Genomic DNA, 24,069 nt, shown 5'->3' with positions numbered 1-24,069 from the left:
TAGTTAAATTCACGTTTTACATGATGATTATCAGTGTGTGTCAAACAAAATGCTGTATACAGCAAACAAATCCGCCTGATTTTAATTTAAGATGGTGTAATATGGAATTTAAATGCCCCTAATAATAACATATGAAAATTACAACATACCCCGGTAAATCATTCCCGCTCGGCGCTACATGGGACGGTGAGGGCGTTAACTTTACGCTATACTCAGAGAACGCTACCGCAGTTGATCTTTGCCTGTTTAATTCCCCTGAAGATGAAATTGAATCAGAAAAAATAAAGATCACCGAATACTCCGAACTAATATGGCATGTATACGTTGCTGATTTAAAACCCGGCCAACTATATGGTTACAAAGTAAGCGGCTCATTTGATCCCCAAAACGGCCACCGTTTTAATCCTAACAAATTATTGCTGGATCCATATGCAAAAGCAATTTCGGGCACTATCAATTGGGACGATTCATTATTTGGTTACGAAATTGGTAGTCCGGATGAAGATCTGAGCTTTAGCGAAACCGACAATGCGGGTTTTGTACCAAAATCTGTAGTTATCGATCATAATTTTGATTGGGAAGGTGACACATTGCCCAATATTGAATATTATAATTCAATAATTTATGAAGCACATGTAAAAGGCTTCACCAAAATGCACCCCAAAATACCTGAAGAGATCAGGGGTACGTACGCTGCCATTGGCCACCCGGTAACTATTAAATATTTAAAAGAACTGGGAATAACCGCCATTGAACTAATGCCTGTACATCATTTTTTAAACGATAGGCATTTAGTTGAAAAAGGGCTTACTAATTACTGGGGGTATAATACCATCGGTTTCTTTGCTCCCGATTCGCGGTACTCTTCCAGCGGGGTACGCGGCGAGCAGGTAACTGAGTTTAAAACCATGGTTAAAAACTTACACAAGGCAGGTATTGAAGTGATTCTTGATGTGGTTTACAATCATACAGGCGAAGGCAGCCAGATGGGGCCTACCCTCTCCTTTCGCGGTATTGACAATTCCAGTTATTATCGCCTTACCGAGGATAAAAGGTTTTACATGGATTACACAGGTACAGGTAACACGCTAAATGCCAATTTACCTAATGTACTGCGCCTGATGATGGATAGCCTGCGCTACTGGATACTGGAGATGCATGTGGATGGTTTCCGCTTTGACCTTGCCGCTACCCTGGCCCGTGAGCTGCATGAGGTGAATCGCCTGAGTGCTTTTTTTGATATTATACACCAGGATCCTTGCATATCGCAGGCAAAGCTGATTGCTGAGCCCTGGGATGTTGGCGAAGGTGGATACCAGGTAGGCAAGTTTCCGTCGGGCTGGGCTGAATGGAACGGCAAATACAGGGATAGTATCCGCGATTTCTGGAGCGGTACAGAAAGCTCCCTTGCCGAATTTGGCGACCGGATAACGGGCAGCTCTGATTTGTACAAATCCTACCGCCGGCCATCGGCCAGTATCAACTTTGTAACTGCTCATGATGGTTTTACCCTGAATGATCTTGTATCATATAATGAAAAACATAACGAAGCCAATGGTGAGGATAATAATGATGGCGAAAATCATAACCGTTCATGGAACTGCGGTATTGAAGGGCCAACAGACGATGAGAATATCAATGAACTGCGTGAAAAACAAAAGCGTAATTTTTTAATAACATTGTTCCTGTCTCAGGGTGTGCCAATGCTGATAGCCGGTGACGAAATGAGTCGCACCCAAAGTGGCAATAATAATTCCTATTGCCAGGATAATGAAATTTCATGGATCAACTGGGAAACCATGGATAAAGATTTGATGAAATTTACCAGTAAGCTAATTAAATTACGAAAAGAACATGCCTCATTTTCAAGGAAGAACTGGTTTAATGGCGAGGTTGAAACAAAAAGCGGAGTAGCTGATATAGCCTGGTTTTTGCCCGATGGATCGGAAATGAGTGAGGACAACTGGAACCACGACTTTGCCAAATCTGTTGCTGTTTTTTTAAACGGATTAGGATTACACAGCGTAAACGCTGAAGGCAATAAGGTAGTAGATGATAGCTTTTATATCATATTTAACGCTCACGATGCACCACTTAGTTATAAGTTACCTGCAAAAGAATACGCAAGGGATTGGGAACTGCTCATCGATTCACATAAAAACCCAAACGAAGAAGTAAAAGGCACATTTAAAGCAAAAGATATTATACAGGTTGAAGGACGATCTGTTGTATTGCTTCAGCACCAATTGATTCACGATGGCGAAACAAAACACAACTAACAGAACATTAGGTATTAACTTTAACAATCAGGAATTTGCAGAGGTAAGAGTATGGGCACCAGATTCGGGTGAGGTTTTGCTAAAACTGGATATGCTTGAATTGCCATTAATTAAGGAGGAATACGGCTATAGGACACTAACTACCAATCAACTTAAACCCGGTGACGAATATTGGTTTATAGTAGATGGGAAACAATTACCCGATCCGGCTTCGCTACTTCAACCCAAGGGTGTGCATGGAGCATCAGCGGCGTTTGATTTAAAAGCTTTTAACTGGACGGATAGTAAATGGCAAAACATCCCGCTTGCTGATTATATTATTTATGAGTTACATACAGGCACATTTACCGAAACAGGCACATTTAAAGGCGTTGAAGAAAAACTTGACCATTTAATTGAATTAGGCGTTACAGCCATTGAGATCATGCCCGTTTCGCAGTTCCCGGGTGAAAGGAATTGGGGCTATGACGGCGTTTTTCCATTTGCTGTGCAGAATAGCTACGGAGGGCCTGCTGATTTGCAGTTATTGGTTAACACCTGCCATAGCAAAGGTTTAGCCGTTATCCTGGATGTGGTTTATAATCACTTAGGGCCTGAGGGTAATTATTTTGGTGAGTTTGGACCATATTTCACCAATAAATATCATACTCCCTGGGGCAGCGCCATCAATTTTGATGGCGCTGGCTGTGACGAAGTGAGGCGGTATTTTATTGAGAACGTGCTAATGTGGTTCCGCGATTTTCATATAGATGCCTTACGCATGGATGCTGTACACGCCATCAGAGACTTTAGTCCGAACCATATTTTACGGGAGATTAATCAGCATGTAGCCAAACTGATGAATGAATCTGGAAAAACTCATTACCTGGTAGCTGAGTGCGACCTGAATGACACCCGTTACATTACTCCTGTACAAAAAGATGGCTATGGCTTTAATGCACAATGGGTGGATGAATTTCACCATACCCTGCGTGTAGCGGCGGGCGGAGAATGTAAAGGCTATTACAACGATTTTAATGGCATTGCCGATCTGGCAAACGCCTATCAAAACGGATACGTATATAACGGGCAATATTCCAGTCAACGGCAAAAAACATTCGGCACGGATACCAAAGGCATCAACGGGCAACAATTTGTTGTGTTTTCCCAAAACCACGATCAGGTGGGCAACCGCATGCTTGGAGAGCGATCAAGCCAATTGTTTAGTTTCGAAATACAAAAGCTGCTGGTGGGGGCAGTAATGGCAAGTCCGTTTTTACCGATGCTGTTTATGGGCGAGGAATGGAGCGAGCCTAATCCCTTCCAGTTTTTTGTAAGCCATTCCAATGAAGAATTGATAAAAGCTGTACGAAAGGGACGTAAAACAGACTTTGCAGACTTCCATACTCAAGGCGAAGCTCCGGATCCCCAGGCCTTATCCACTTTTAAAAACTCCAAACTCAACTGGGGGCTTTTGGATAAAGGATTGCATAATGTAATGTTACAGTATTACAAAAATTTGATCAGCCTGAGAAAATGCCACCCGGCCATTAAAAATACTGATCGCGAAAATATGAATATAAACTTCAACAAAGCAACCCAAACACTGATCATGGAAAGATGTACCGGGGATCAAAAAATACTTTGCCTGTTAAACTTCTCCAAACAAGATCAGGAGGTAAATATCCCGGGCCCCATATGTCGGTGGCAAAAACTGCTTGGCTCCGCCGATCCTAAGTGGAACGGGACCATAGCATCCGCAGAAATCATAAATACGAACCTTGCACAGTTACCACCAGAATCCATACTGATATACACCCAATATTAAATACAAAAAGCCGGATGAAAATAAATCTTCATCCGGCTAAATCACTCTAAAACAATCACCTCTTATTAAATAGGAAGTTTATAACAATTAATATACAGATACTTTTACAAGAGTCTGTTAATTAAATGTTTAAACAAAGGTATTTATAATCTGCTGGTACTTTACCTATAAAGGAGCATTTTTACGGGATGCTGACACAGGCAAGATGGTTAGTCGATTGCATTAACAATACATTAACCCTTTAATAAATATATCGGTGAGCAATAGCTTTTTGGTGCGAATCTCCTCGAGGTGTTCTTTGGGTGGAAAGCTTTTTTTCTTTTGCGAGATAGCTCCTACCCTGATGCCGTGCATGGCATCCAAAAGGAGATCTACAATTTCTTCTGAATTTTCAATGGGTTTTATAGTACCTCTTTCAATTTCAACCTTAATAGCATTATTCAACAAGGTAAGCTCTGCTTTATGCACTTGTTCAACAATTTCCCAAATCGTATCCGGCAAATTTTGCTCATTCAGCCTAAAAAAATCAAAAAAATTATAATTGCTCACTATAAAATCATGATGGGTATTGATCTGGAAAACAAAGGCCTCCTTTAAATTACTAAAAGAATCTATTTTATCCTCCAGCAGCTTTAAATAATCATTGGCCAGTTTACGCATTACAGCTATGTATAACTGGCTTTTATCTGGGAAGTAATAGTATAGCAAAGCTTTTGACATAGAAAGATCCCCGGCAATCTCATTCATCGTGGTTTTTGAATAACCATAATGCAAAAAACGCTCATATGAGGCTTCTAATATTCTTTCCCTTTTTATATCCTGATGGTCATTCACTGCAGCCATTTGTTATATAAATTATATAATTTGTTGTCAGCAAACTAAATTCCTGACTTTTTAAACAAATCTATCAAAAAATCTATACATATGTATATTACCCCCCATTTCGTTACACTTTACCAAAACAATTTTACATTCGTAGTATTTAACTAATGTTGATTAATACAAATACCATGAATATTGAAAACAGGTTACCCCCTGATCTGCTTGAATTTTGCCGGCAAATTCCATCTATAGTATGGAACCTCCTGATAGCTTTGATAGCTATCCTGGTGGGGATTATCATAAAGTATGTAGTTACCAGTCTGTTTAAGTTTTATGCTAAGAAAGAGGAATCCTACTCATTCTTCAGATCGGTGTTAGTCAATTTAGGTAGTGCCATAACTTACTTTATCCCACTATTTTTGCTAAATCTTTTTATTCCTGTTATGAGGATGGACAAGGTTTACGTTACGCCGCTTGATAAAACAATTGAAATTTTGCTTACTATATCTTTTGCAGGCATCCTTGTGCGTGCTATCCGAATCCTGGAAGACTACATCTATCACACCTACGATCTTAATAAAGCTGATAACCTGGTGGAGCGGAAAGTGCGCACGCAAATCCAGTTTATCCGTAAGTTTTTGGTGGTGGTTATTGTATTTGTAACCATAGCTATCATCCTGCTTAGTTTTGAAAGCATGCGTAAAATTGGTACAGGCTTATTAACGGGTGTGGGGATTGGTGGTATTATTGTAGGTTTCGCGGCACAAAACTCATTGGGAAATCTACTTGCAGGTTTCCAGATAGCGTTTACACAACCAATCCGGATTGACGATGTTTTGGTGGTGGAAGGCGAATGGGGACGTGTAGAGGAGATAACCTTAACTTACGTGGTACTGAATATATGGGATAAACGCAGGCTGATTCTCCCGATTAACTATTTTATAACAAAACCTTTTCAAAACTGGACCAGATCCACATCCGAGATATTGGGAACAGTATTTTTATACGTTGATTACACTATTCCGCTTGAAGCTATCCGTAAAGAGTTTGATCGTTTAATCGAACTTTCGCCACTTTGGGATAAAAAAGTCAAGGTAGTACAGGTAACCGATACTAAAGAAAACACTATTGAAGTACGTGTGCTGATGAGTGCACGCAATTCGTCCGAAGCGTTTGATCTGCGCTGCTACATCAGGGAGAACCTGGTAACCTTTATCCAGCAGAATTATCCGGATAGTTTACCCAGGATTCGTACACAAGTAAGTAACCTCGAAAAATATATACTGCCCAAAACTGGTAATTAGGCTGCTTTAGACAGTTCAATTCCGCTGCCAATTACAAGCGCATCTTCAATGGCGCCTACAATTGGATCAATAACGTGATTGGTTTTAACTGTGCCCTTACGCAAAAAGTAACTACCATATGTGGAAGCAAAGGCCGCCACCCCGCCAATTAAGGCCCCTATTACAGCTTTATCACCCGTTGCCTTATAAACACATGCTCCGGCGAGCGCACCCGAAAGCAGCCTGAAGCCAAGTGAAGTGGGCTTAATGCGGTTTGGTGCCGAGGGTAGCTTATCGCCAATTATTTCGCCTATAGCTAAAATCTTCAAAGCAAGCGCCACGTTTTTAGATTGCATGAAGCGTAAAGGTGAGTGATCTGGCTTTTTTAACTGATGATGACTTAATATATGGCTGGCGATAAGCGGTGCCGATGTTGAGCGCATGCCGGCTAAGGCTCCAAGACCGACAACCTGCCAAAAGGGATGGGATATCTTGAGTTCCATATTGATTTTGATATTTGTTGTACGTATAAAACCATACACATCTCATTATGTTCTAATTAAAACCTATAAATCAATAAGTAAAATTATATTATTATCGTCTATAACATCAACACTTAAATTATAGCCGGTCTTATATACAAAATAGCCGCATACTTTTCAGCATGTGGCTATTTTGTTGTTTATAATTTACTATATTAAACAGTTTCGGCTTCTAATACTTCTACATGTTTCTTTTCTTTTTTACCAAAAAGTCTTGCCTTAAGGTTGTAACGAATAAGGTACATACAAGGTACCAGGATCAATGTAATAATGGTCGCAAAACCTAAACCGAATATCATTGTCCATGCCAAAGGCCCCCAGAAGGCAACATTATCACCACCGAAATGGATGTGTGGTTTAAAGTGGGTGAATAAACCTACAAAGTCGATATTAAAACCTACTGCCAACGGTATCAAACCTAATATAGCCGCGGTAGCAGTTAATAATACCGGCGTCATACGGGTATGCCCGGCTTCAACAACAGCATCGTGTACACTTACGCCCTGCCCTATCAGCATATCGGTAAACTCTACAAGTAAAATCCCGTTTCGTACAACCACACCGGCAAGTGCTATGATACCAATACCCGTCATTACGATAGACATCGTCATGTGGAATACGCTAATCCCCAAGAGCACCCCAATGATACTAAAGAAGATCTCGCTAATGATAATGAACGTTTTACCAATAGAGTTAAACTGGATCATCAAGATGATCAGGATCAGCCCAAAAGATGTAGCAAGTGCACCGCCCAAAAAGATAACTGCTTCCATTTGGTCTTCCTGGCCTCCTCCTTGCCTAATCGTAATATTATCAGGTTTTTTGAAATTATTAATGGCCGTTAAAATATTGGCATTTACATCATTAGCGTTGAAAGGTTTTATCACATTTGATCCTAATGTTAATACTCTGCGTTGCTGCTTACGTTTAATATTACTGTAGGTATTGGTATATCTTACATCAGTAAAGGCAGATATAGGTACCTGGCGAATGGAACCACCTGTAGCCAAATCCCGGTACGTGATCTTGATATTACGCAACTCATCAATATTACTGCGCTGGCTTTCAAGGGCTCTTACCTGTATTTTGTAATCATCTTCTTTTGTATTCCTGAAGTTTCCGGCGGGTTTACCAAAAACAGCTGTTTGAAGTGCATCATTAATAGTTTGAGTACTTATTCCCTCCCGGTTTGCTCTTTCCCTATTAATATCAAAAACAATCTCGGGCTTATCGTTTTGGACATCGGCAACCAAATTTTCGATACCAGCAATATTTTGTTTGGCAATGTAGCTTTTTAACCGGTTGCTGGTTTTTACCAATGAATCAAGGTTATCGCCTATCAGCTCAATGCTAATATCTTTTTGCACCGGCGGTCCGCTATTTTCCTGGGCCACGGCAATTTTAGCTCCCGGAAGGCCCTGAACAGCTTCGCGGATCCGTTTCAAAACTGCTTTGGTATCTTTACCATTACGCTTACCAAATTCAACAAAAGCAACTGTTACTTTACCTTTATTTTGATAATCTCCCTGGTCTTCATCAGTTGGATCGGTAACACCTTTAGTAACGTTTGATATAACAGATGATACAATATCTTTATCCGGCTCAACTACCTGCGCTACACGTTGTTCTATCTTTCTTGTTACCTCGTTTGTAGTGGCCTGGTCGGTACCGATAGGCATAGTAACATACACATAAGCAAAGTTAGGGTCGCCCGAAGGGAAAAATTCAGGAGTTTTGCCTAAAAAGTGATTGATAACTAAAGCAAGTACAAATAATACAAATGTTCCTCCAAGAATAGTTGCAGGTCTGTGTACTGCCCACTCCAACCATTTTGCATACCATTTTTGGAATTTTGGCCATGCATTATTTTGAAACCTGTCTATCACTCTCAATAAAACAAAATGGTTAAGCAGGTACAAAATAATGGCAAGCGCTAAAAAGTTACCCATACCCATTGTCCATTTACCGGCTATAAACATACCGTAGCTTAATATGGCCAATGCACCCATAATAAGTGTGGCCCGCGTAGTTTTTTTATCAAACCTTGGATTATCGTGCTCGCCTTTAACATGTGGTTTCATAAAATCAACCGCGAAGACCGGGTTCATAATATATGCCACTACCAATGAGGCTAACAATGTTATAATAAGCGTTATAGGCAGAAAGAACATAAAGTGCCCTATCAAACTGTTCCAAAAAGCTAATGGAATAAACGGAGCAAGAGTTGTCATTGTTCCTGAAAACACAGGTAAAAACACTTCACCTGCCGCCATTTTTGCAGCTTGCTTGATAGGTACTTTACCGTTATCAAAAATACGATGCGTGTTTTCAATAACCACAATGGCGTCATCCACAACAATACCCAGGGCCAACAGGAACGAGAACAGTACAATCATGTTCAATGTAAACCCTATAGCCGGCATTATCAAAAATGCAATAAAGCATGATAATGGTACCGATAGCGCCACAAATATGGCATTGGTTGTACCCATGAAAAACATCAGGATAACCGTTACCAGTATAAACCCAATTACAATGGTATTGATAAGATCGTTAAGCGTAGTACGTGTTTTGTCCGACTGATCGCCTGTTACCGTAATATCTAAGCCTTTCGGAAATACCGACTTTTGTTTTTGTTTAATCAGTTCATTTATTTTATCCGATGCCTGGATCAGGTTTTCCCCTGACCTTTTACTTACATTTAGGGTAATTACATTTTTAAACTTAGGGTTATCCGGGGTTTTTAAACGAGCATAACTTTCCTGCTCCAAAAATGAATCTTTAACATCAGCGATATCTCTAAGATAAACAGCCTGACCTTTCGGATTACGAATAACCATAGCTGCCACTTCATCGGCATTTTTAAAATCCTGTTTAATATCGATACTCCGGCGCACTCCATCAGATTTTATACTACCGGCTGACGATAAGATATTTTCATTACCTACCATCTGGGTAATATCACTAAAGCTAACCTGGGCCGCTGTCATTTTATTCATGTCAACGTTTATTTGTATCTCGGGTGTTAACGCACCTACCTCAACTACCTGCGAAATTTCCTTGTAGCTTTCAATCTCATCTTTTAGTATATCAGCATATTCTTTCAGCTTTTTCAGGTCATAGTCGCCCGAAAGATTGATGTACAAAATTGGCAAATCAGCAACATTAATATCTGTTATAGATGACTCTTTTAAGTTGGGGTCGTTTTGGGGCAGATCCTGCTTAGCTTTATCTACAGCTTCTTTAACATCCTGCTTAGCCTCCCGTATTTTTACATCAGCTTGAAATTCGGCAGTAATAATAGATAGATTTTGTACCGAATTTGAGGTAACCTTTTTTAATCCTTTTAACGACTTTAATTGTTTTTCGATTTGCCTGGTTACCAAATTTTCAACATTTTGGGGAGATTGGCCTAAAAAAGGAGTCCTTATAAATACTTTAGATTGCGCTATATCCGGAAAATTTTCTTTCGGTAAAGTATTATAACTAATTAACCCCAAAACCGTAATCAAAAATATGAGCACGTAAACGGCGGTTTTATTATCGATGGCCCAGCTTGAGGGCCCAAATTCTTTATTCAGATCTTTCATAATTAAAAGATTAAGTGTTTAATAAATTAATTAGCACTTGGTAAGACTTTAACCTTATCGCCATCTTCAATATCGGTAGCTCCTTCGGTAATCAACTGATCCCCAACCTTCAAACCTGATAATACTTCTGTTTTTCCAGCATATGTAGTGCCGGACTTTACATTTACCTTTTTTGCTGTTCCTTTTTCATTGAGTAAAACATAATCACCGTCTTCTGACTTTAAAATGGCTTTTACAGGCACTACAATAGTATTTGATTTATTATAGTTGGCTATTTGTATAATGGCCGTCATGTTGGGGCGTAAAGTTTTACGTACCGGTAGTTTAATTTCTACAGCAAAGCTACGGGATGTTGGGTCAATTACCTTGGCTGCAAATGTTACTTTGGTAATCAATGAATCCTTTGCATCTGGTACTAAAATTTTCACCTCGTTACCTGTATTTACGCTGCCCGAATATGATTCGGGTACATCGGCCTTAACTTTTAAAACATCGGCATTAACAATTCGGATACCAGCTTGGCCCGGTGAAGCAGCCTGGCCAAGTTTAAGGTCCATCTGATCAACAGTGCCGCTTATTGGTGAAACTATACGGTACTGGCTGGCTTGTCGGCGTAAACCTGCTAAWGCTTTTTTACTGCTTTGCAACGTTGTTTGAGCCTGCAAGAACTGAACCTCGGTGCCAATTTTTTGATCCCACAGGTTTTTTTGACGATTATATAATGTTTCATTTAAACTAACCTGCGCTTCGTTTTGCGCTATGCTTTGTTGTAAAACACTGTTATCTAATTGTGCCAAAGTCTGGCCCTTACTTACGTGATCGCCAGGTTTTACATATAAACCTGTAATGATAGCAGATGCCTGAGGATAAGCAACTACGTTATCCTGTGCATCAATTTTACCTTGCACCTGTACGTAATTGGTAAAGGTAGCTGGTTTTAAAACCAAAGTACTTACATCCGTAGTTTTAGCCGAATCTGTTGACCCAACTTCAGCTTGTAACTTAGTGATCTGTGCATTTAAGTCGGCCTGTTGCTTTTTGAGGTCAGCAAGCTCCGTTTTCTTATCTTTTGGTTTATTTGTGCAAGCTGCTGCCAGAAGAACCAAAACCGGTATGTATAATATTTTTTTCATGTCGTTATTTTATAGTGAGTTTAGTTTTTGTTTTATTGAATTCGTCCGTAAGCTTTATCAAGATCAACTTTACTTACAAGAGCATCGTAAAGCCCTTGTATATATTTGTTATCAGCATCATCAAGTGCAGTTTGGGCTTGCGTAACTTCAATGCTTGACCCTACCCCCTGTTGGTATTTAATTTTTGCTACTCTTAAAACTTCCTGAGCAAGTACCTGGTTATTTTTTTGGGTTTGAAGAGTTTGCAATCCATTAACAAAAGTAATGTTGGCTTTGTTGGCCTGTAACTTTAATCCGTTTTTTGCATTTTCTAAATCGTTTTGCGATTTTATTACAGCAATTTTGGATTGCTTAACCTGGTTAAGACGCTGCCAACCATTAAATATCGGAACATTCAATGTAAGCCCCACATAGCTTGATGGAAAGTTGGTTTTATATAAATTACTAAAGCTATTATTTTGATATGATGATGTATAACTCATATTAGCTTTAAGTGTTGGCAAGTATTGTGATTGCTGACGCTTAAGGTCAAGTCGTTTTAAGCCGAGTGATGTTTCGGCCAAATTGTATTCAATCCTGTTATGATAAAACGAAGTATCGACAGCAAGGTCAGGTGCAACTTCCAGTTTAACATCTTCGAGTTTATCTTTAAGCGTAAGTGGATTTTCAATTGGCATACCCATCTGAAATTTTAATAACTGATAATTTAAGGCCAATAAACGGATAGTATTTTCCCGGTTCGTAACCAGGTTATTGTATTGAACAGTTATACGGTCAACATCAATCTTTTCAACCGTGCCTTGTTTATTCCCTGCTACAGTTTCATCTAACTGCTGTTTTAATTGCTTAATGTTTGCATCTAAGAGTCGAAGTTGCTCGTTACTTACCAAAACCTGGTAATATGCTTTGGTAACGCTTACATTGGCTTCAATCTTTGAACGCTTATAATTTCGTTCAGAAAGTTCGCGATAGGTTTTAGATGCTTTTAGTCCTACAAGGTAACTACCGTCAAATAATATTTGGTCGGCAGTTAATCCTAAGCTCGATTGATATTTTACGCCAAACTGCACCGGAATAAAAGTACCAGCAGGCGCTCCAAAAAACTGCCCGGGCAATAAAGTGGTAGGTATTTTTAAATAGTCCTGAAACGATGCTGTTCCGCTAATTTGTGGTAAACCAATCCCTGTTGTTTCTTTAACTTTAAAAATAGCACTTTTAACATCCAATCCTGCATTCACAACCGAATCCTGGTGTTCATAAGCATAATTAACGCACTCCTGTACACTAAAATTAAAAGTTTGGTTATTAGGTGGCGTTTCCTGGGCATAGCTTTTTAAAGCCATGGCACAAAAAAATGTTGCCGTAAAAAGTAAATATTTCATTGTATAATATAGTTGTTGGTGATTTTTCATTAATTAGCTGCTTACAATTCAAATATCCCCGTAGTCAATGACAACCTTATGTCAGCAGTGTTTTATTCTTCTTTTATATTTTTATACTGATTTAAAAGCTTGTAACCCTTTAGTGTGCAAATGCCATAATTAAAATGATCTAAAAACTGTACTTGTACCTTCCACGTATTAAATTCCGCTATCGGGAAAATGGTTGTGTTGAATCCAAGTTCCACGGTGTTTACCCTCATGCGGGCAACTATCTTTACGTCAATTTCGGGCCTTATGTAACCCTGTTTAATACCTTTTGTTAATAATTCCTCCAGTGTACTAATCAAAACCTCATTTTTAAACTGTTGAAAAACCTTCCAGGCATCAGGATGATACTTTTGCATATCATGGATAACTATTGGGTTGATGCGCGAAAACATATCCTCCGAGCATTTAGTCATGTTGATCATCTCTTCTATTACATTAGACGATTTATTGATGAACTCAATCATTTGCTCCTCATCCTCTTTCAGCTTCTTTTTTACCAGTGCTGTTACCAATTCGTTTTTATCCTTAAAAAACTGGTATATGGTTTTTTTCGACATACCCAGATGTTTGGCTATATCATCCATAGTGACGCTTTTGATGCCTGCCTTTAAAAACAGCTCTTCGCCTTCCTCAATTATTCTTTCTTTTTGACTCATTGACTTTCTGAGTCAAAACTAAGGAAACATTTTTTGATTTCAAAGTTTCCATCGGAAATTACATTTTTAAGACAAAAGCATCGGATGTGCAGATTTCAAATTCCAGATGTGCATATTAGGTCATATAATTTGATTTTTTAAAATAACCATTGATCATCTGAAAATTGGACATCTGATCTCAATTAATTTGCATATCGAAAATCTCTCATCTGCACATTTGAAATCTGCATATCTGTCATCTGCATATCTGCACATCTAAATTCCTATCTTTGCAAAAATTATTTTTTATATGACCCTTACTCCACTTTCAGCAATTTCACCAATTGATGGCCGCTATAGAAACACCACTGCTGAACTTGCCAACTACTTTTCTGAATATGCCCTGATCAAGTACCGTGTATTTGTTGAGATAGAATATTTTATCGCATTGGTTAAATATCCATTGCCTCAGTTACAACAGTTTGRTGCCAGTCTATCAGAAAAGTTACGCGACATTTACAGAAATTTCACCGAGGCGGATGCTGAGAGCATAAAAGAGATTGAGAAGATTACTAACCATGATGTTAAAGCTGTGGAGTATTTTATCAAAAAAGAGTTTGATAAAATAGGTGGACTGGATGCATTTAAAGAGTTTATCCACTTTGGATTAACCTCGCAGGATATAAACAATACAGCCATTCCTTATACTTTTAAACTTGCAATAAACAACAGCTACTACCCTGCTATCAGTCAATTAGTTGATACATTAAAAGGTTATGCGGCCGATTGGAAAGATGTTCCGTTACTGGCGCATACGCACGGGCAACCGGCCTCGCCAACACGCCTGGGCAAAGAAATTGAAGTTTTTATTGAACGCCTGGAAGGACAGCTTGAAATTTTGAAAGCCGTTAAATATTCGGCCAAATTTGGCGGGGCTACCGGCAACTTTAACGCCCACCATATTGCTTATCCGGGTATAGACTGGAAAGCTTTTGGAAATCATTTCGTGAACAATATTTTGGGTTTAAGCCGCTCACAATTTACTACGCAAATTGAGCATTACGATAATTTTGCCGCCCAGTGTGATGCTTTAAAAAGGATCAACAACATCCTGATTGATCTGGACCGTGATATGTGGACCTACATATCAATGAACTATTTTAAGCAAAAGATAAAAGCAGGCGAAATCGGTTCGTCGGCCATGCCACACAAAGTTAACCCTATTGATTTTGAGAACTCGGAAGGTAACCTGGGTATTGCAAATGCGCTGTTTGAACACCTGGCTGCCAAGCTGCCAATATCGAGATTACAGCGCGATTTAACTGATTCGACAGTATTGCGCAATATAGGCGTACCGGTAGCACATACCCTTATCGCTATCAAATCGAGCGTTAAAGGTTTGAATAAACTATTACTTAACCAGGACGCCATCACTGCCGACCTGGAAGCCAACTGGCCGGTAGTTGCCGAAGCTATCCAAACCATATTAAGGCGCGAAGGTTATCCAAATCCTTACGAGGCACTGAAAGATCTTACCCGTACCAACCAGCAGATAAATGCTCGAACAATATCGGAGTTTGTGGATGGATTGAATGTGAGCGATAGTGTTAAAAATGAGTTAAAACAAATTACGCCGCTGAATTATACGGGAATTTAACCAATTTGAGAATTTGAAGATTTGAGAATTTGAAAATGATAGCAACGACTTAATTTTCAAATCTTCAAATTCTCAAATTTTTAAATAATCATCTGCCCGTCATAACAATTTTAGTATTGTATTTAAATCAAAAAGGTGATTAAATTTGTTTAATTAATCTAAATAGAATTTTCGATGAATATCAACGTATATACCGAATCAACGCCAAACCCGGCAACTATGAAGTTCATTGTGAACAAGTTGCTAATTAATGGCAGTGCCGATTTTGCTACAAAAGAAAGTGCCGATAAATCACCTTTTGCTAAGGAGTTGTATAAATTTTCTTTTGTAAATGGTGTTTTCTTTGCAAGTAACTTTGTTACCATTACCAAAACTGATGGTAGCGACTGGGCAGATGTTGAACCGATAATGAAGGAGTTTGTAAAGGGTGCGGTTGAATCGGAACTTAAGATACAGTTAGACGAGCAATCCGAAGAAACAAATTTTGAAGGCTCTGAAACAGAAGTTAAAATCCAGCAGATCTTACATGATTACGTTCGCCCGGCTGTTGAGCAGGATGGCGGTGCTATTTCTTACCGTTCATTTAACGAAGGAGTGGTAACTGTTGAGCTGCGTGGCTCATGCAGTGGTTGCCCGTCATCAACCATAACACTTAAAGCTGGTATCGAAAATCTGCTTAAACGAATGGTGCCCGAAGTTACCGAAGTGGTATCAGAAGCATTATAAAATATACACACGAATTGCACTAATTGAATCGAATTTCACCTAATTTTTTGAAAATTAAAATTTGGCGATTTGATCGAGTTTTTGATTGATTGCTAATCTGATAAGTGTTTAAATAAGGAAGCCCAAATCTAAATTTTATTCAGATTTGGGCCTTATTCTTTACTATATGCCAGTTCGTCAACTCCGCCACGATTAGTGAAATTCGATCCAATTCGTGAAATTCGTGTGTATGAAATTCGTGTTTACTTAAAGTACTTTTGAATCGCCTTCAGCATCTCCCCTGTTATCTTTCCGTTTGTTGCCAATAATTCCCTTGTCTCCAGCACTTCGCTTCCTCCTTTAAAATTTACTACTTCGCCACCTGCTTGTTTTACAATTACTATACCCGCGGCCACATCCCAGGCATTCAAATTATATTCGTAAAAAGCATCAAACCTACCGCAGGCGGTGTAGGCCAGGTCGACAGCTGCCGAGCCTATGCGTCGTAATCCATGGCTGCTTTTCATGAGCTCGGCAAATAATTCAATATAAGCAGCCTGTTTAGTAAAATCATAGTAAGGGAAGCCGGTTGCCAATAAACTGGTACCGATAGTTGAGTTTTTACTTACGCTAATCTCTTTGCCATTTAAATAAGCGGGGGCATCTTTCCAGGCATAAAAGCACTCATCCTGGTTTATTTCATATACTACCCCTAACACCAATTCGTCATATTCCTTTAAAGCTATACTTACCGAAAACGTGGGTAATCCATGTATAAAATTGGTGGTTCCATCCAACGGATCAATTATCCAGTTATAACGTTCGCCAACAATGGTTGTGGTTTTTTCTTCAGTAATAAAGCCAGATTCGGGCAAAATCTTCCGTAAACCTTCAACAATTATTCGTTCGGCTGTTTTATCAACGTATGATACCATATCGTTGAGGCCCTTATATTCAATTTTATCGGCATCGAAGGTTTTACGTTCCTGCCTTATAAAATCGCCCGCCTGTTTGGCAACTTCAATTACTTGGTTCGCTATGTTTGTGAGTGCCATGGTGCCTTAATGATAAGCTAAATGAAAATACCTTGTGGATAAAAAAGCTTGCAAAAAACAAGCTTAAAGCGGCACCAATACGTGCTATTGGAGGATAGATGCCAAAATCCTGGATCAATATTTTAATGACCCCTAAATTTGCAAAGAAACCGATACAGGCTACTGCTGCAAAGCGGGAAAACTGTTTATAAGCCGATAGTTTTGACTCTGTAAAAACCAGGTAGCGGGTAACTAAAAAGTTCACGATCACTCCCAACCCAAATGATATAGCTAATGACAATGTGGAATTACGTATCGTAATAGAACCTATAGGATATGTATGCCGAACCAATAAATTATGATAAAAAAGATAGAATGCAGATACATCAACCAAAAAACCTGCACCAGCCGAAAGTACAAACCTGAACACCTGGTTGTCTAAAAGCCGATATACCTGCTTTGTATTAGCCATGCTGCAAAGAAGCTGTTTTTTTGTTTTTTAATCCGTTTATAATTAAAGCAGCGCCGCCAATCACCATAATTAATGAAATCATTTCGGCCTGCGTAAAAGGGATGCCTGCTACATGGTATTTGGTATTTACACGTATCAATTCAATAAAAAAGCGTTCAACGCCGGCCAATATCATGTAGATACCAAATAACACGCCCGATTTTTTTATGCGATTGCGTATGCTCCACAAAAACGCAAATAACAACAGGCAAATCACACATTCGTAAAATGAGGTGGGATATACAGGGTATTGCAATTCATGACAAAACTTACCAACGCAATTGGCCATTGCTACACCCTCATCATTAACATTATGCGGAAATTTAAATGACCACGTCCAATTTGGCGCCCAGCTTAACCATTGTGGCTTTGGTGCAAGATTAACAATGCCCCAATCGCCATCACCAGACATCTGGCAGCCTACGCGCCCCACGGCATAAGCTAACATCATACCCGGACCACCAATATCCAGCATATCTAATGGTTTAATACCATGCTTATGGGCTATATAAAGTACCGCGGCACCGCCACAAATCAAACCACCGTAAAAAGTTAGTCCGCTAAACCCAATTAGCATACCAACCGGGTCCTTCATAAAATCGCCCCAGTTTTCAAGCGCGTTAAATAATTTAGCACCGGCAAAACCAAACACAGCGGCCCAAAGTAAAATACTACCCATTAATTCATGGGGATGTGCTGCTACTTCTTCTGTTTTGGGCTGAGGGAGTTTTTGTTTATCACTTTCATAGTATGCCCAATAGGCAAAAGCAGCAGCACCTATTATGCCGCCTATCCAGTTACCGCGTGTAGATAAAAGGAATTCCTGCGGATTATCTAAAAGCAAGTGATAGTTTAATACCGCATCAACAATTTTATAACCTAAAATAAAGCCAAATATCCCGTTGCCCAACAGCTCATTAACTGTGGCTGGCTGACCTATCGTCACTTTCTTTTTAAAGCTATGTATAACACCAATTTTTTCTTTCCTGTTAAACTCCTTAGTGAAAGCCCAATAAGCCGCCATAAATGCTATCGCCACAAAAAAACCAAAGGTTTGTATAGGTAATGGTAAATTGAAGCCGAAAAGGTATTGAAGAAGCGACGTTATGGTAGGAAACATAGGTTATATTTTGAAGCGAAGATAATATTTAATGAATTAATATTTCTTCGCCTTCTGTTATTTCGACATCACCATCAGGTGAAATGTTTGTTAAGTAAACTGTTTTTAATTCATTTACCAGTATAGGGTCGTACTTAGCTTTTACCTTTACGTAGTTGCGGGTAAACCCATGCATATAGCCTTCTTTGATATCACCCTCAAACAAAACTTCTTCGTTTTTATTCAGCTGTGTTTCGTAAAAAGCCCTGCGTTTTTTATCTGATAAAATATGCAGCATTTTACTCCTGTCGGCACGTGTTGAACCGGGTACTACCCCTTTCATTTCACTGGCCAGCGTGTTTTCCCTTTCGGAGTATGTAAATACGTGCAGGTATGAAACGTTAAGGTCGTTTAAAAAATTATAAGTATCGATAAAATCTTCCCTGGTTTCGCCGGGGAAACCAACAATAACATCAACGCCAATGCAGCAATTTGGCATCAGCTCTTTTATTTTGGCCACCCGGTTCACATACAAATCGCGTTTGTAGCGGCGGCGCATCAAACCCAATATTTTATCGGAGCCTGATTGCAATGGGATATGAAAATGAGGTACAAAACGTTTTGAAGCAGCAACAAAAGCAATAATTTCGTCGGTAAGCAGGTTTGGTTCGATGGATGAGATCCTGATACGGTCGATCCCTTCAACTTCATCCAGTGCTTTTACCAGGTCGAAAAACTTATCCTCCCGATGACCGTTGCGTATCCCAAAGTCGCCCAAATTAACACCTGTCAATACTATTTCCTTAACTCCCGAAGCACTTATTTCCTTTGCCTGCTTAATTACGTTTTCGATAGTATCGCTCCTGCTGGCACCACGTGCTAAAGGGATGGTACAAAAGGTACATGAATAATCGCAGCCATCCTGAACTTTCAGGAATGTACGGGTACGATCGCCAAAAGAGTAAGCCGGYACAAACTGGTTAGCCTCACTTACGGGCTGGTTATAAACAACCGCTTTAGGCTTTTTGGTAAGATCGGTAATATGATCAATGATCTGGAATTTTTCGGCAGCGCCAAGCACCATATCAACACCGGGTATTTCGGCAATTTCCTGCGGCTTTAGCTGGGCGTAGCAACCAACTATGGTTACGTAAGCATTTGGGGAAATCTTAAGCGCTTCCTTAACTATTTTTTTACACTTTTTATCCGCATTTTCGGTAACCGAACAGGTGTTGATCACAAAAACATCAGGCGTATTGGAAAACTCAACAGTATCATAACCGGCCTGGCTAAACAGCCTGCCGATAGATGAAGTTTCTGAGTAATTCAGTTTACAACCAAGCGTATAAAAAGCGACTTTTTTATTCATTGCAAGGGCGCAAAGATAAGGAATTTTAAGAAATAGTTTTGATATGGGTTATCACGTTATAGTAAAATCCGAAATCGAATGTCCTAAATCCGGAAAAATCAAATGCCATTCCACTCATAACTCTCGTTCTCCAGCCCTATCAAATCAATTACCCGGTTCACAACCGTCATAGCCAGCTCTTCAATGGTTTGTGGTTTGCTGTAGTATGATGGAATGGCCGGGCAAATAATACCGCCTGCTTCGGTAACAGTGGCCATATTGCGGATATGGATAAGGTTTAAAGGCGTATCGCGGGCCACGAGGATGAGTTTACGGCGTTCTTTGAGGATCACATCGGCAGCACGACTTATCAGATCATCGGAGATGCCTCCTGCTATCCTGCCGAGGGTACCCATAGAACAGGGAACAACAACCATAGTATCAAACTTAGCCGATCCTGATGCAAAAGGCGCCATAAAATCGTTTTTGGCGTAAAATTTATAGGCATACTTATTGTAATCCTCGTTATCGAGCTCAAAACGCCAAACATCCTTCGCATTGTCCGACATCACAACGGCTACTTCCTGCACCTGGGCACTTAACTGGATTAACTTTTTTAATAACAAATCGGCATAAATAGCGCCGCTGGCACCCGTAATAGCAACTACAATCTTCTTCTTCATGATTCAACAACAACCCAAGCAGGTAAAAAGTTACGGGCACAAAAAAGGGTCGAATAACTTGTACCCGACCCTACATCTACCTATGAAAAACATGCCCTTGAGAGGGCATCACAAATATACTAACACTTTTTATATTATAAAACAAATTTGTAAAAATATTTTTACATGAATAAATTGTTAAGATAAATTCTTATCTATTAAGCTTTGARTTATACCATCAACCATACCTACACGGGGTACATAAATCTGTTTTATACCCGCGTTTTTCATTACAGTCATATAAATTTCGCAGGCAGGAATGATTACATCGGCCCTATCCTGATTTAAACCCAGCACATTTATACGATCTTTCAGCGAAAACGAATTAAGATATGTGTACAAGGATTTTAGCTTACCAAAAGCYATTGGCGTATCATCGCCCTCTTCGGCCAGCCGGTGTAATTTATTGATGTTGCCGCCGGTGCCTATTCCTAATAATTGTTTATATCCCCGGGTATGCTCCCTGATGAAATCTTTCATCTCGGTCCAGGTTTCTTCGCTATCCTGGTTATCCAGTATCCTGATGGTACCAATATTAAATGATTTGGAAGCCATCAAATCCCCCGCCGAAAAAAGTGAAAGCTCGGTACTGCCGCCACCTACATCAATATATAAATAGCTTTTGCTTTTATCTATGGTTTGTTCGGCATGGCTGGCATATATTACTTTAGCTTCTTTTGAACCGTGAATGATCTCTAAATCAATGTTGGCTTCCTGTTTTATCAGCTTAACTACTTCTTCGCCGTTTTTTGCTTCGCGCATAGCCGATGTAGCATAAGCCAGGTAATCTGTCACTTTATACACATCCATAAGGTTACGGAATGCACTCATTGATTTTACCAGGTCGCCGGCTTTTTTGTCGGAGATGTGTTGTTGAATAAAAGCATCATCGCCCAGGCGCAATGGTACCCTTATAAGTGTGTTTTTTTTGAAGGAATAAGAACCATGGTTTTCAATAATATCGGCAATAAGCAGCCTTACTGCGTTGGAGCCAATATCTATAGCTGCGTATCTCAATTTGGTTTGTTTTTAGTTTTTAGGTAATTGTATATCTCTATCTGGGCGCGATGTGAATCGGCCGAATTAGTTTTATGGTATTTATTGCTGTTGGCGCCGTTTATTTCGCGGGCCTTGGTATTATCATGCAGTTGTATATTGATGATATCCTTCACTTCCTTCCGCAATTGCTCGTCGAGGATTGGGAAGCCAACCTCCACCCTGTTATCAATATTACGGGTCATAAAATCGGCCGATGTAAGGTAGATCAACTCGTTACCACCGTTACAATAGATATGTACACGGGCATGTTCAAGGTATTTATCTACAATGCTTATCACCTCTATATTTTCGCTATACCCTTTTACACCAGGAACAAGGCAACACATGCCACGAATGATCATCTTGATTTTAACACCGGCATTGCTGGCCTGRTATAGTTTATTAATGAGCGCTTCATCAGCAAGGCTGTTCATTTTTAATATCATATAAGCCTTTTTGCCGGCCTTAGCATTCTTTATTTCGTTTTCTACCAGCTTGTAAATAGCCGGCCTTGAATCAACAGGCGATACTATCAGCGTTTTCAGTCCCTTGGGCAGCACATTTCTTTTCAGCGCTTTAAACACTTCGGCAAGATCATCAGTTATCTTTTTATCGGCTGTAAAAAGAGTATGGTCAGCATAGATCCTGGCTGTTTTTTCATTAAAATTCCCGGTTGATAAACAAGCATAATTTACCAGCTTTTGCTTCTCTAAACGGGTAACCAGGCATATTTTGGAGTGCACTTTATAGCCCGGTACGCCATAAAGTACATTTACGCCCTCTTCTTCCAGCCTGTTACTCCAGAATATATTGTTCTGCTCATCAAATCTTGCGCGAAGTTCAACCAGGCAGTTTACTTTCTTACCATTTTTGGCCGCATTTACCAATGCATGTACGATCCTTGAATTCTCGGCCAGGCGGTAAACCGCTATACTGATTTCTTTAACCTTAGGATCAATAGCTGCCTCGCGTAAAAAGTGAATGATGTAATCATAAGACTGATAAGGCGTGCTTATCATATAATCCTTTTTAGCGATTAGCCCGATGAGACTTTTGCCAAAAGAAAGATCTTCGGCAGGCAGAGCAGGATATTTAACAAACTCCAGTTCGGGCGAGCCTACATTTGGAAATGATATAAAATTTTTAAAGTTATGATACCTGTTACCGGGAATGAGGCTTTCGCCATGGAGCCCCATTTTAGTCACCAGGTATTTTAACATATCCATCGGCATTTCGGTATCATAAAGCAAACGCATAGGTGTGCCTTTCTTGCGTTTTTGCAGGCTTTTGGATAGTGCATCAATGAATTTCCCGCTTACTTCCTTATCCAGGTCAAGTTCTGCATCACGGGTAAGCTGCAAAGAATAAGCTTCTATACTATCATGATCAAAAATGAAAAATATATCATCCAAACTATACCTGATGATATCATCCAGCAGGATAATAAACTTAAGGTTATTGGTTTCGGGCAGTACCACAAATCTCGATAGCGTATCCGGAAACTCGATAAGCGCGAATCTCACCTTTTTATTTTTGGTGAGCTTCACAAAAAAGTAAATAGCCCTGTCGCGTAATTCGGGCAGCGGCATACCATCATCAAGCATAATGGGCACCAGCGTAGCCAGCAATTTTTCCCTGAAATAGTTTTTAACAAAGCTCCCCCTGGATACGTTCAGTTGTTTATCATTCAGGATAAATATCTTTTCCTCGGCAAGCTGTTTTACTATAATATTCTCATACAGGTTATTGAACTTTCGTTCCTGCTTTACAACGATATTTTTTATCTGATTGAGGAGTTTTTTAGGGTTGAAACCTAAAAGTTCCTTTGATTTTTCGTTTAAAGCAGCAAGGCGGCTCATGGTGGCTACCCTTACCCGGTAAAACTCATCCAGGTTGGATGAAAATATGGCTAAAAACCTTACACGCTCAATTAATGGAACGGTTGGATCGGCAGCTTCCTGCAAAACTCTGTCGTTAAAATATAACCAGCTTATTTCCCTGTTAATTAATGGTGCCTGTTTATCCATAAAATTTAGTGCCCGCGGGCCACATTTACAAAACTGCTTATTTATTTGTTAACTTAATATTAACTCATCAGCATTTAACATGTTTTTATTGATTATTATTTACTTACTTTATGTAAACAAATTAATTTAACATCCTGTGTAAACGTTTACAATACATTAGTTTTGTAAACATTTATAAACCAATTTACTTATGCCAACATTTGATATAGTAAGCAAGATAGACGGCCAAACACTTGATAACGCTATCAATACTGCCAAAAAAGAAATACTTAACCGCTACGATTTTAACGACTCGAAAAGCACTATCGACCTGGATAAAAAAACCAACGAGATAACTATTGTTACCGAGAACGATATGCGCCTTAAAGCCATCCAGGATTCTATTATAGGCCGCATGGTAAAGCAGC

19 protein-coding genes are annotated in these 24,069 nt (G+C 39.5%); 6 read left to right on the top strand and 13 right to left on the bottom strand.

Annotation, left to right across the window (positions count from 1 at the left end):
• The first annotated feature begins 131 nt into the window (after nt 1-131).
• On the top strand, nt 132-2,279 hold the full coding sequence (glgX, locus tag AC1DO4_RS13610) for a glycogen debranching protein GlgX (RefSeq protein WP_477416648.1): 2,148 nt from the start codon (nt 132-134) through the stop codon (nt 2,277-2,279).
• The gene (treZ, locus tag AC1DO4_RS13605; protein ID WP_477416646.1) at nt 2,257-4,086 is read left to right on the top strand and encodes a malto-oligosyltrehalose trehalohydrolase; all 1,830 of its coding nucleotides are present in this window, start codon (nt 2,257-2,259) and stop codon (nt 4,084-4,086) included. Before glgX ends, treZ begins: the two co-directional genes overlap by 23 nt.
• A gap of 222 nt (nt 4,087-4,308) precedes the next feature.
• Here treZ and AC1DO4_RS13600 read toward each other — a convergent pair whose 3' ends face one another.
• Nucleotides 4,309-4,929, bottom strand: coding sequence for a TetR/AcrR family transcriptional regulator (locus tag AC1DO4_RS13600; RefSeq protein WP_477416644.1), 621 nt, complete (start codon nt 4,927-4,929; stop codon nt 4,309-4,311).
• 167 nt (nt 4,930-5,096) lie between these two features.
• On the opposite strand from AC1DO4_RS13600, the gene AC1DO4_RS13595 reads away from it, so the two are divergent.
• Nucleotides 5,097-6,212 (top strand): mechanosensitive ion channel family protein, encoded by a 1,116-nt coding sequence (locus tag AC1DO4_RS13595; protein WP_477416642.1) that lies wholly within the window; start codon nt 5,097-5,099, stop codon nt 6,210-6,212.
• On the opposite strand, the gene AC1DO4_RS13590 is transcribed toward AC1DO4_RS13595, so the two are convergent.
• From AC1DO4_RS13590 to AC1DO4_RS13570, 5 genes are all read right to left on the bottom strand, one after another.
• Nucleotides 6,209-6,694 carry a DUF4126 family protein gene (locus tag AC1DO4_RS13590; RefSeq protein WP_477416639.1) on the bottom strand — a complete coding sequence of 162 codons (486 nt, stop codon included), beginning with the start codon at nt 6,692-6,694 and terminating at the stop codon, nt 6,209-6,211. The genes AC1DO4_RS13595 and AC1DO4_RS13590 overlap by 4 nt on opposite strands.
• Nucleotides 6,695-6,888: 194 nt before the next feature.
• Nucleotides 6,889-10,323: an efflux RND transporter permease subunit gene (locus AC1DO4_RS13585; protein ID WP_477416637.1), complete on the bottom strand. Its 3,435-nt coding sequence runs from the start codon at nt 10,321-10,323 to the stop codon at nt 6,889-6,891.
• A gap of 26 nt (nt 10,324-10,349) precedes the next feature.
• Entirely contained in the window at nt 10,350-11,456 is a 1,107-nt protein-coding gene (locus tag AC1DO4_RS13580) for an efflux RND transporter periplasmic adaptor subunit (protein WP_477416635.1), read from the bottom strand.
• Between the two features lie 32 nt (nt 11,457-11,488).
• Nucleotides 11,489-12,838: a TolC family protein gene (locus tag AC1DO4_RS13575; RefSeq protein WP_477416633.1), complete on the bottom strand. Its 1,350-nt coding sequence runs from the start codon at nt 12,836-12,838 to the stop codon at nt 11,489-11,491.
• A 92-nt stretch (nt 12,839-12,930) separates the two neighbouring features.
• Nucleotides 12,931-13,542: a TetR/AcrR family transcriptional regulator gene (locus AC1DO4_RS13570; RefSeq protein ID WP_477416631.1), complete on the bottom strand. Its 612-nt coding sequence runs from the start codon at nt 13,540-13,542 to the stop codon at nt 12,931-12,933.
• Between the two features lie 289 nt (nt 13,543-13,831).
• Here AC1DO4_RS13570 and purB point away from each other — a divergent pair, with 289 nt between their 5' ends.
• Both purB and AC1DO4_RS13560 read left to right on the top strand, forming a co-directional pair.
• Nucleotides 13,832-15,178: an adenylosuccinate lyase gene (gene purB / locus AC1DO4_RS13565; RefSeq protein WP_477416629.1), complete on the top strand. Its 1,347-nt coding sequence runs from the start codon at nt 13,832-13,834 to the stop codon at nt 15,176-15,178.
• A 174-nt stretch (nt 15,179-15,352) separates the two neighbouring features.
• Complete coding sequence (locus AC1DO4_RS13560) at nt 15,353-15,904, top strand: NifU family protein (protein WP_477416627.1); 552 nt, start codon at nt 15,353-15,355, stop codon at nt 15,902-15,904.
• A gap of 242 nt (nt 15,905-16,146) precedes the next feature.
• Here the strand turns inward: AC1DO4_RS13560 and AC1DO4_RS13555 are convergent, their stop codons facing one another.
• The 7 genes from AC1DO4_RS13555 to ppk1 form a co-directional block, all read right to left on the bottom strand.
• Nucleotides 16,147-16,938 carry an inositol monophosphatase family protein gene (locus AC1DO4_RS13555; protein ID WP_477416625.1) on the bottom strand — a complete coding sequence of 264 codons (792 nt, stop codon included), beginning with the start codon at nt 16,936-16,938 and terminating at the stop codon, nt 16,147-16,149.
• Entirely contained in the window at nt 16,904-17,389 is a 486-nt protein-coding gene (locus AC1DO4_RS13550) for a GtrA family protein (RefSeq protein WP_477416623.1), read from the bottom strand. The genes AC1DO4_RS13555 and AC1DO4_RS13550 overlap by 35 nt, the downstream gene beginning before the upstream one ends.
• On the bottom strand, nt 17,382-18,548 hold the full coding sequence (locus tag AC1DO4_RS13545; RefSeq protein ID WP_477416621.1) for a prolipoprotein diacylglyceryl transferase: 1,167 nt from the start codon (nt 18,546-18,548) through the stop codon (nt 17,382-17,384). Before AC1DO4_RS13545 ends, AC1DO4_RS13550 begins: the two co-directional genes overlap by 8 nt.
• A gap of 28 nt (nt 18,549-18,576) precedes the next feature.
• Nucleotides 18,577-19,896 carry a tRNA (N(6)-L-threonylcarbamoyladenosine(37)-C(2))-methylthiotransferase MtaB gene (mtaB, locus tag AC1DO4_RS13540; protein WP_477416619.1) on the bottom strand — a complete coding sequence of 440 codons (1,320 nt, stop codon included), beginning with the start codon at nt 19,894-19,896 and terminating at the stop codon, nt 18,577-18,579.
• A 98-nt stretch (nt 19,897-19,994) separates the two neighbouring features.
• Entirely contained in the window at nt 19,995-20,558 is a 564-nt protein-coding gene (locus AC1DO4_RS13535; RefSeq protein ID WP_477416616.1) for a UbiX family flavin prenyltransferase, read from the bottom strand.
• 177 nt (nt 20,559-20,735) lie between these two features.
• Entirely contained in the window at nt 20,736-21,614 is an 879-nt protein-coding gene (locus AC1DO4_RS13530) for a Ppx/GppA phosphatase family protein (RefSeq protein ID WP_477416614.1), read from the bottom strand.
• Nucleotides 21,611-23,662: a polyphosphate kinase 1 gene (ppk1, locus tag AC1DO4_RS13525; RefSeq protein ID WP_477416612.1), complete on the bottom strand. Its 2,052-nt coding sequence runs from the start codon at nt 23,660-23,662 to the stop codon at nt 21,611-21,613. Before ppk1 ends, AC1DO4_RS13530 begins: the two co-directional genes overlap by 4 nt.
• 190 nt (nt 23,663-23,852) lie before the next feature.
• Here ppk1 and AC1DO4_RS13520 point away from each other — a divergent pair.
• A partial coding sequence (locus AC1DO4_RS13520; RefSeq protein ID WP_477416610.1) for a nucleotide-binding YajQ family protein occupies nt 23,853-24,069 on the top strand: 217 nt, incomplete at its 3' end.

The sequence above is a fragment of the Mucilaginibacter sp. P5_A6 genome, assembly GCF_056400585.1.
Note: the sequence above shows the minus strand (reverse complement) of the source record. Positions and strands in the feature narration are given on the sequence as shown.

What these genes read in the sequence shown, in the direction of transcription:
- glgX (WP_477416648.1), top strand. Translation starts at nt 132, where the DNA reads ATGAAAATTACAACATACCCCGGTAAATCATTCCCGCTCGGCGCTACA.
- treZ (WP_477416646.1), top strand. Translation starts at nt 2,257, where the DNA reads ATGGCGAAACAAAACACAACTAACAGAACATTAGGTATTAACTTTAAC.
- AC1DO4_RS13600 (WP_477416644.1), bottom strand. Translation starts at nt 4,929, where the DNA reads ATGGCTGCAGTGAATGACCATCAGGATATAAAAAGGGAAAGAATATTA.
- AC1DO4_RS13595 (WP_477416642.1), top strand. Translation starts at nt 5,097, where the DNA reads ATGAATATTGAAAACAGGTTACCCCCTGATCTGCTTGAATTTTGCCGG.
- AC1DO4_RS13590 (WP_477416639.1), bottom strand. Translation starts at nt 6,694, where the DNA reads ATGGAACTCAAGATATCCCATCCCTTTTGGCAGGTTGTCGGTCTTGGA.
- AC1DO4_RS13585 (WP_477416637.1), bottom strand. Translation starts at nt 10,323, where the DNA reads ATGAAAGATCTGAATAAAGAATTTGGGCCCTCAAGCTGGGCCATCGAT.
- AC1DO4_RS13575 (WP_477416633.1), bottom strand. Translation starts at nt 12,838, where the DNA reads ATGAAATATTTACTTTTTACGGCAACATTTTTTTGTGCCATGGCTTTA.
- AC1DO4_RS13570 (WP_477416631.1), bottom strand. Translation starts at nt 13,542, where the DNA reads ATGAGTCAAAAAGAAAGAATAATTGAGGAAGGCGAAGAGCTGTTTTTA.
- AC1DO4_RS13560 (WP_477416627.1), top strand. Translation starts at nt 15,353, where the DNA reads ATGAATATCAACGTATATACCGAATCAACGCCAAACCCGGCAACTATG.
- AC1DO4_RS13555 (WP_477416625.1), bottom strand. Translation starts at nt 16,938, where the DNA reads ATGGCACTCACAAACATAGCGAACCAAGTAATTGAAGTTGCCAAACAG.
- AC1DO4_RS13550 (WP_477416623.1), bottom strand. Translation starts at nt 17,389, where the DNA reads ATGGCTAATACAAAGCAGGTATATCGGCTTTTAGACAACCAGGTGTTC.
- AC1DO4_RS13545 (WP_477416621.1), bottom strand. Translation starts at nt 18,548, where the DNA reads ATGTTTCCTACCATAACGTCGCTTCTTCAATACCTTTTCGGCTTCAAT.
- AC1DO4_RS13535 (WP_477416616.1), bottom strand. Translation starts at nt 20,558, where the DNA reads ATGAAGAAGAAGATTGTAGTTGCTATTACGGGTGCCAGCGGCGCTATT.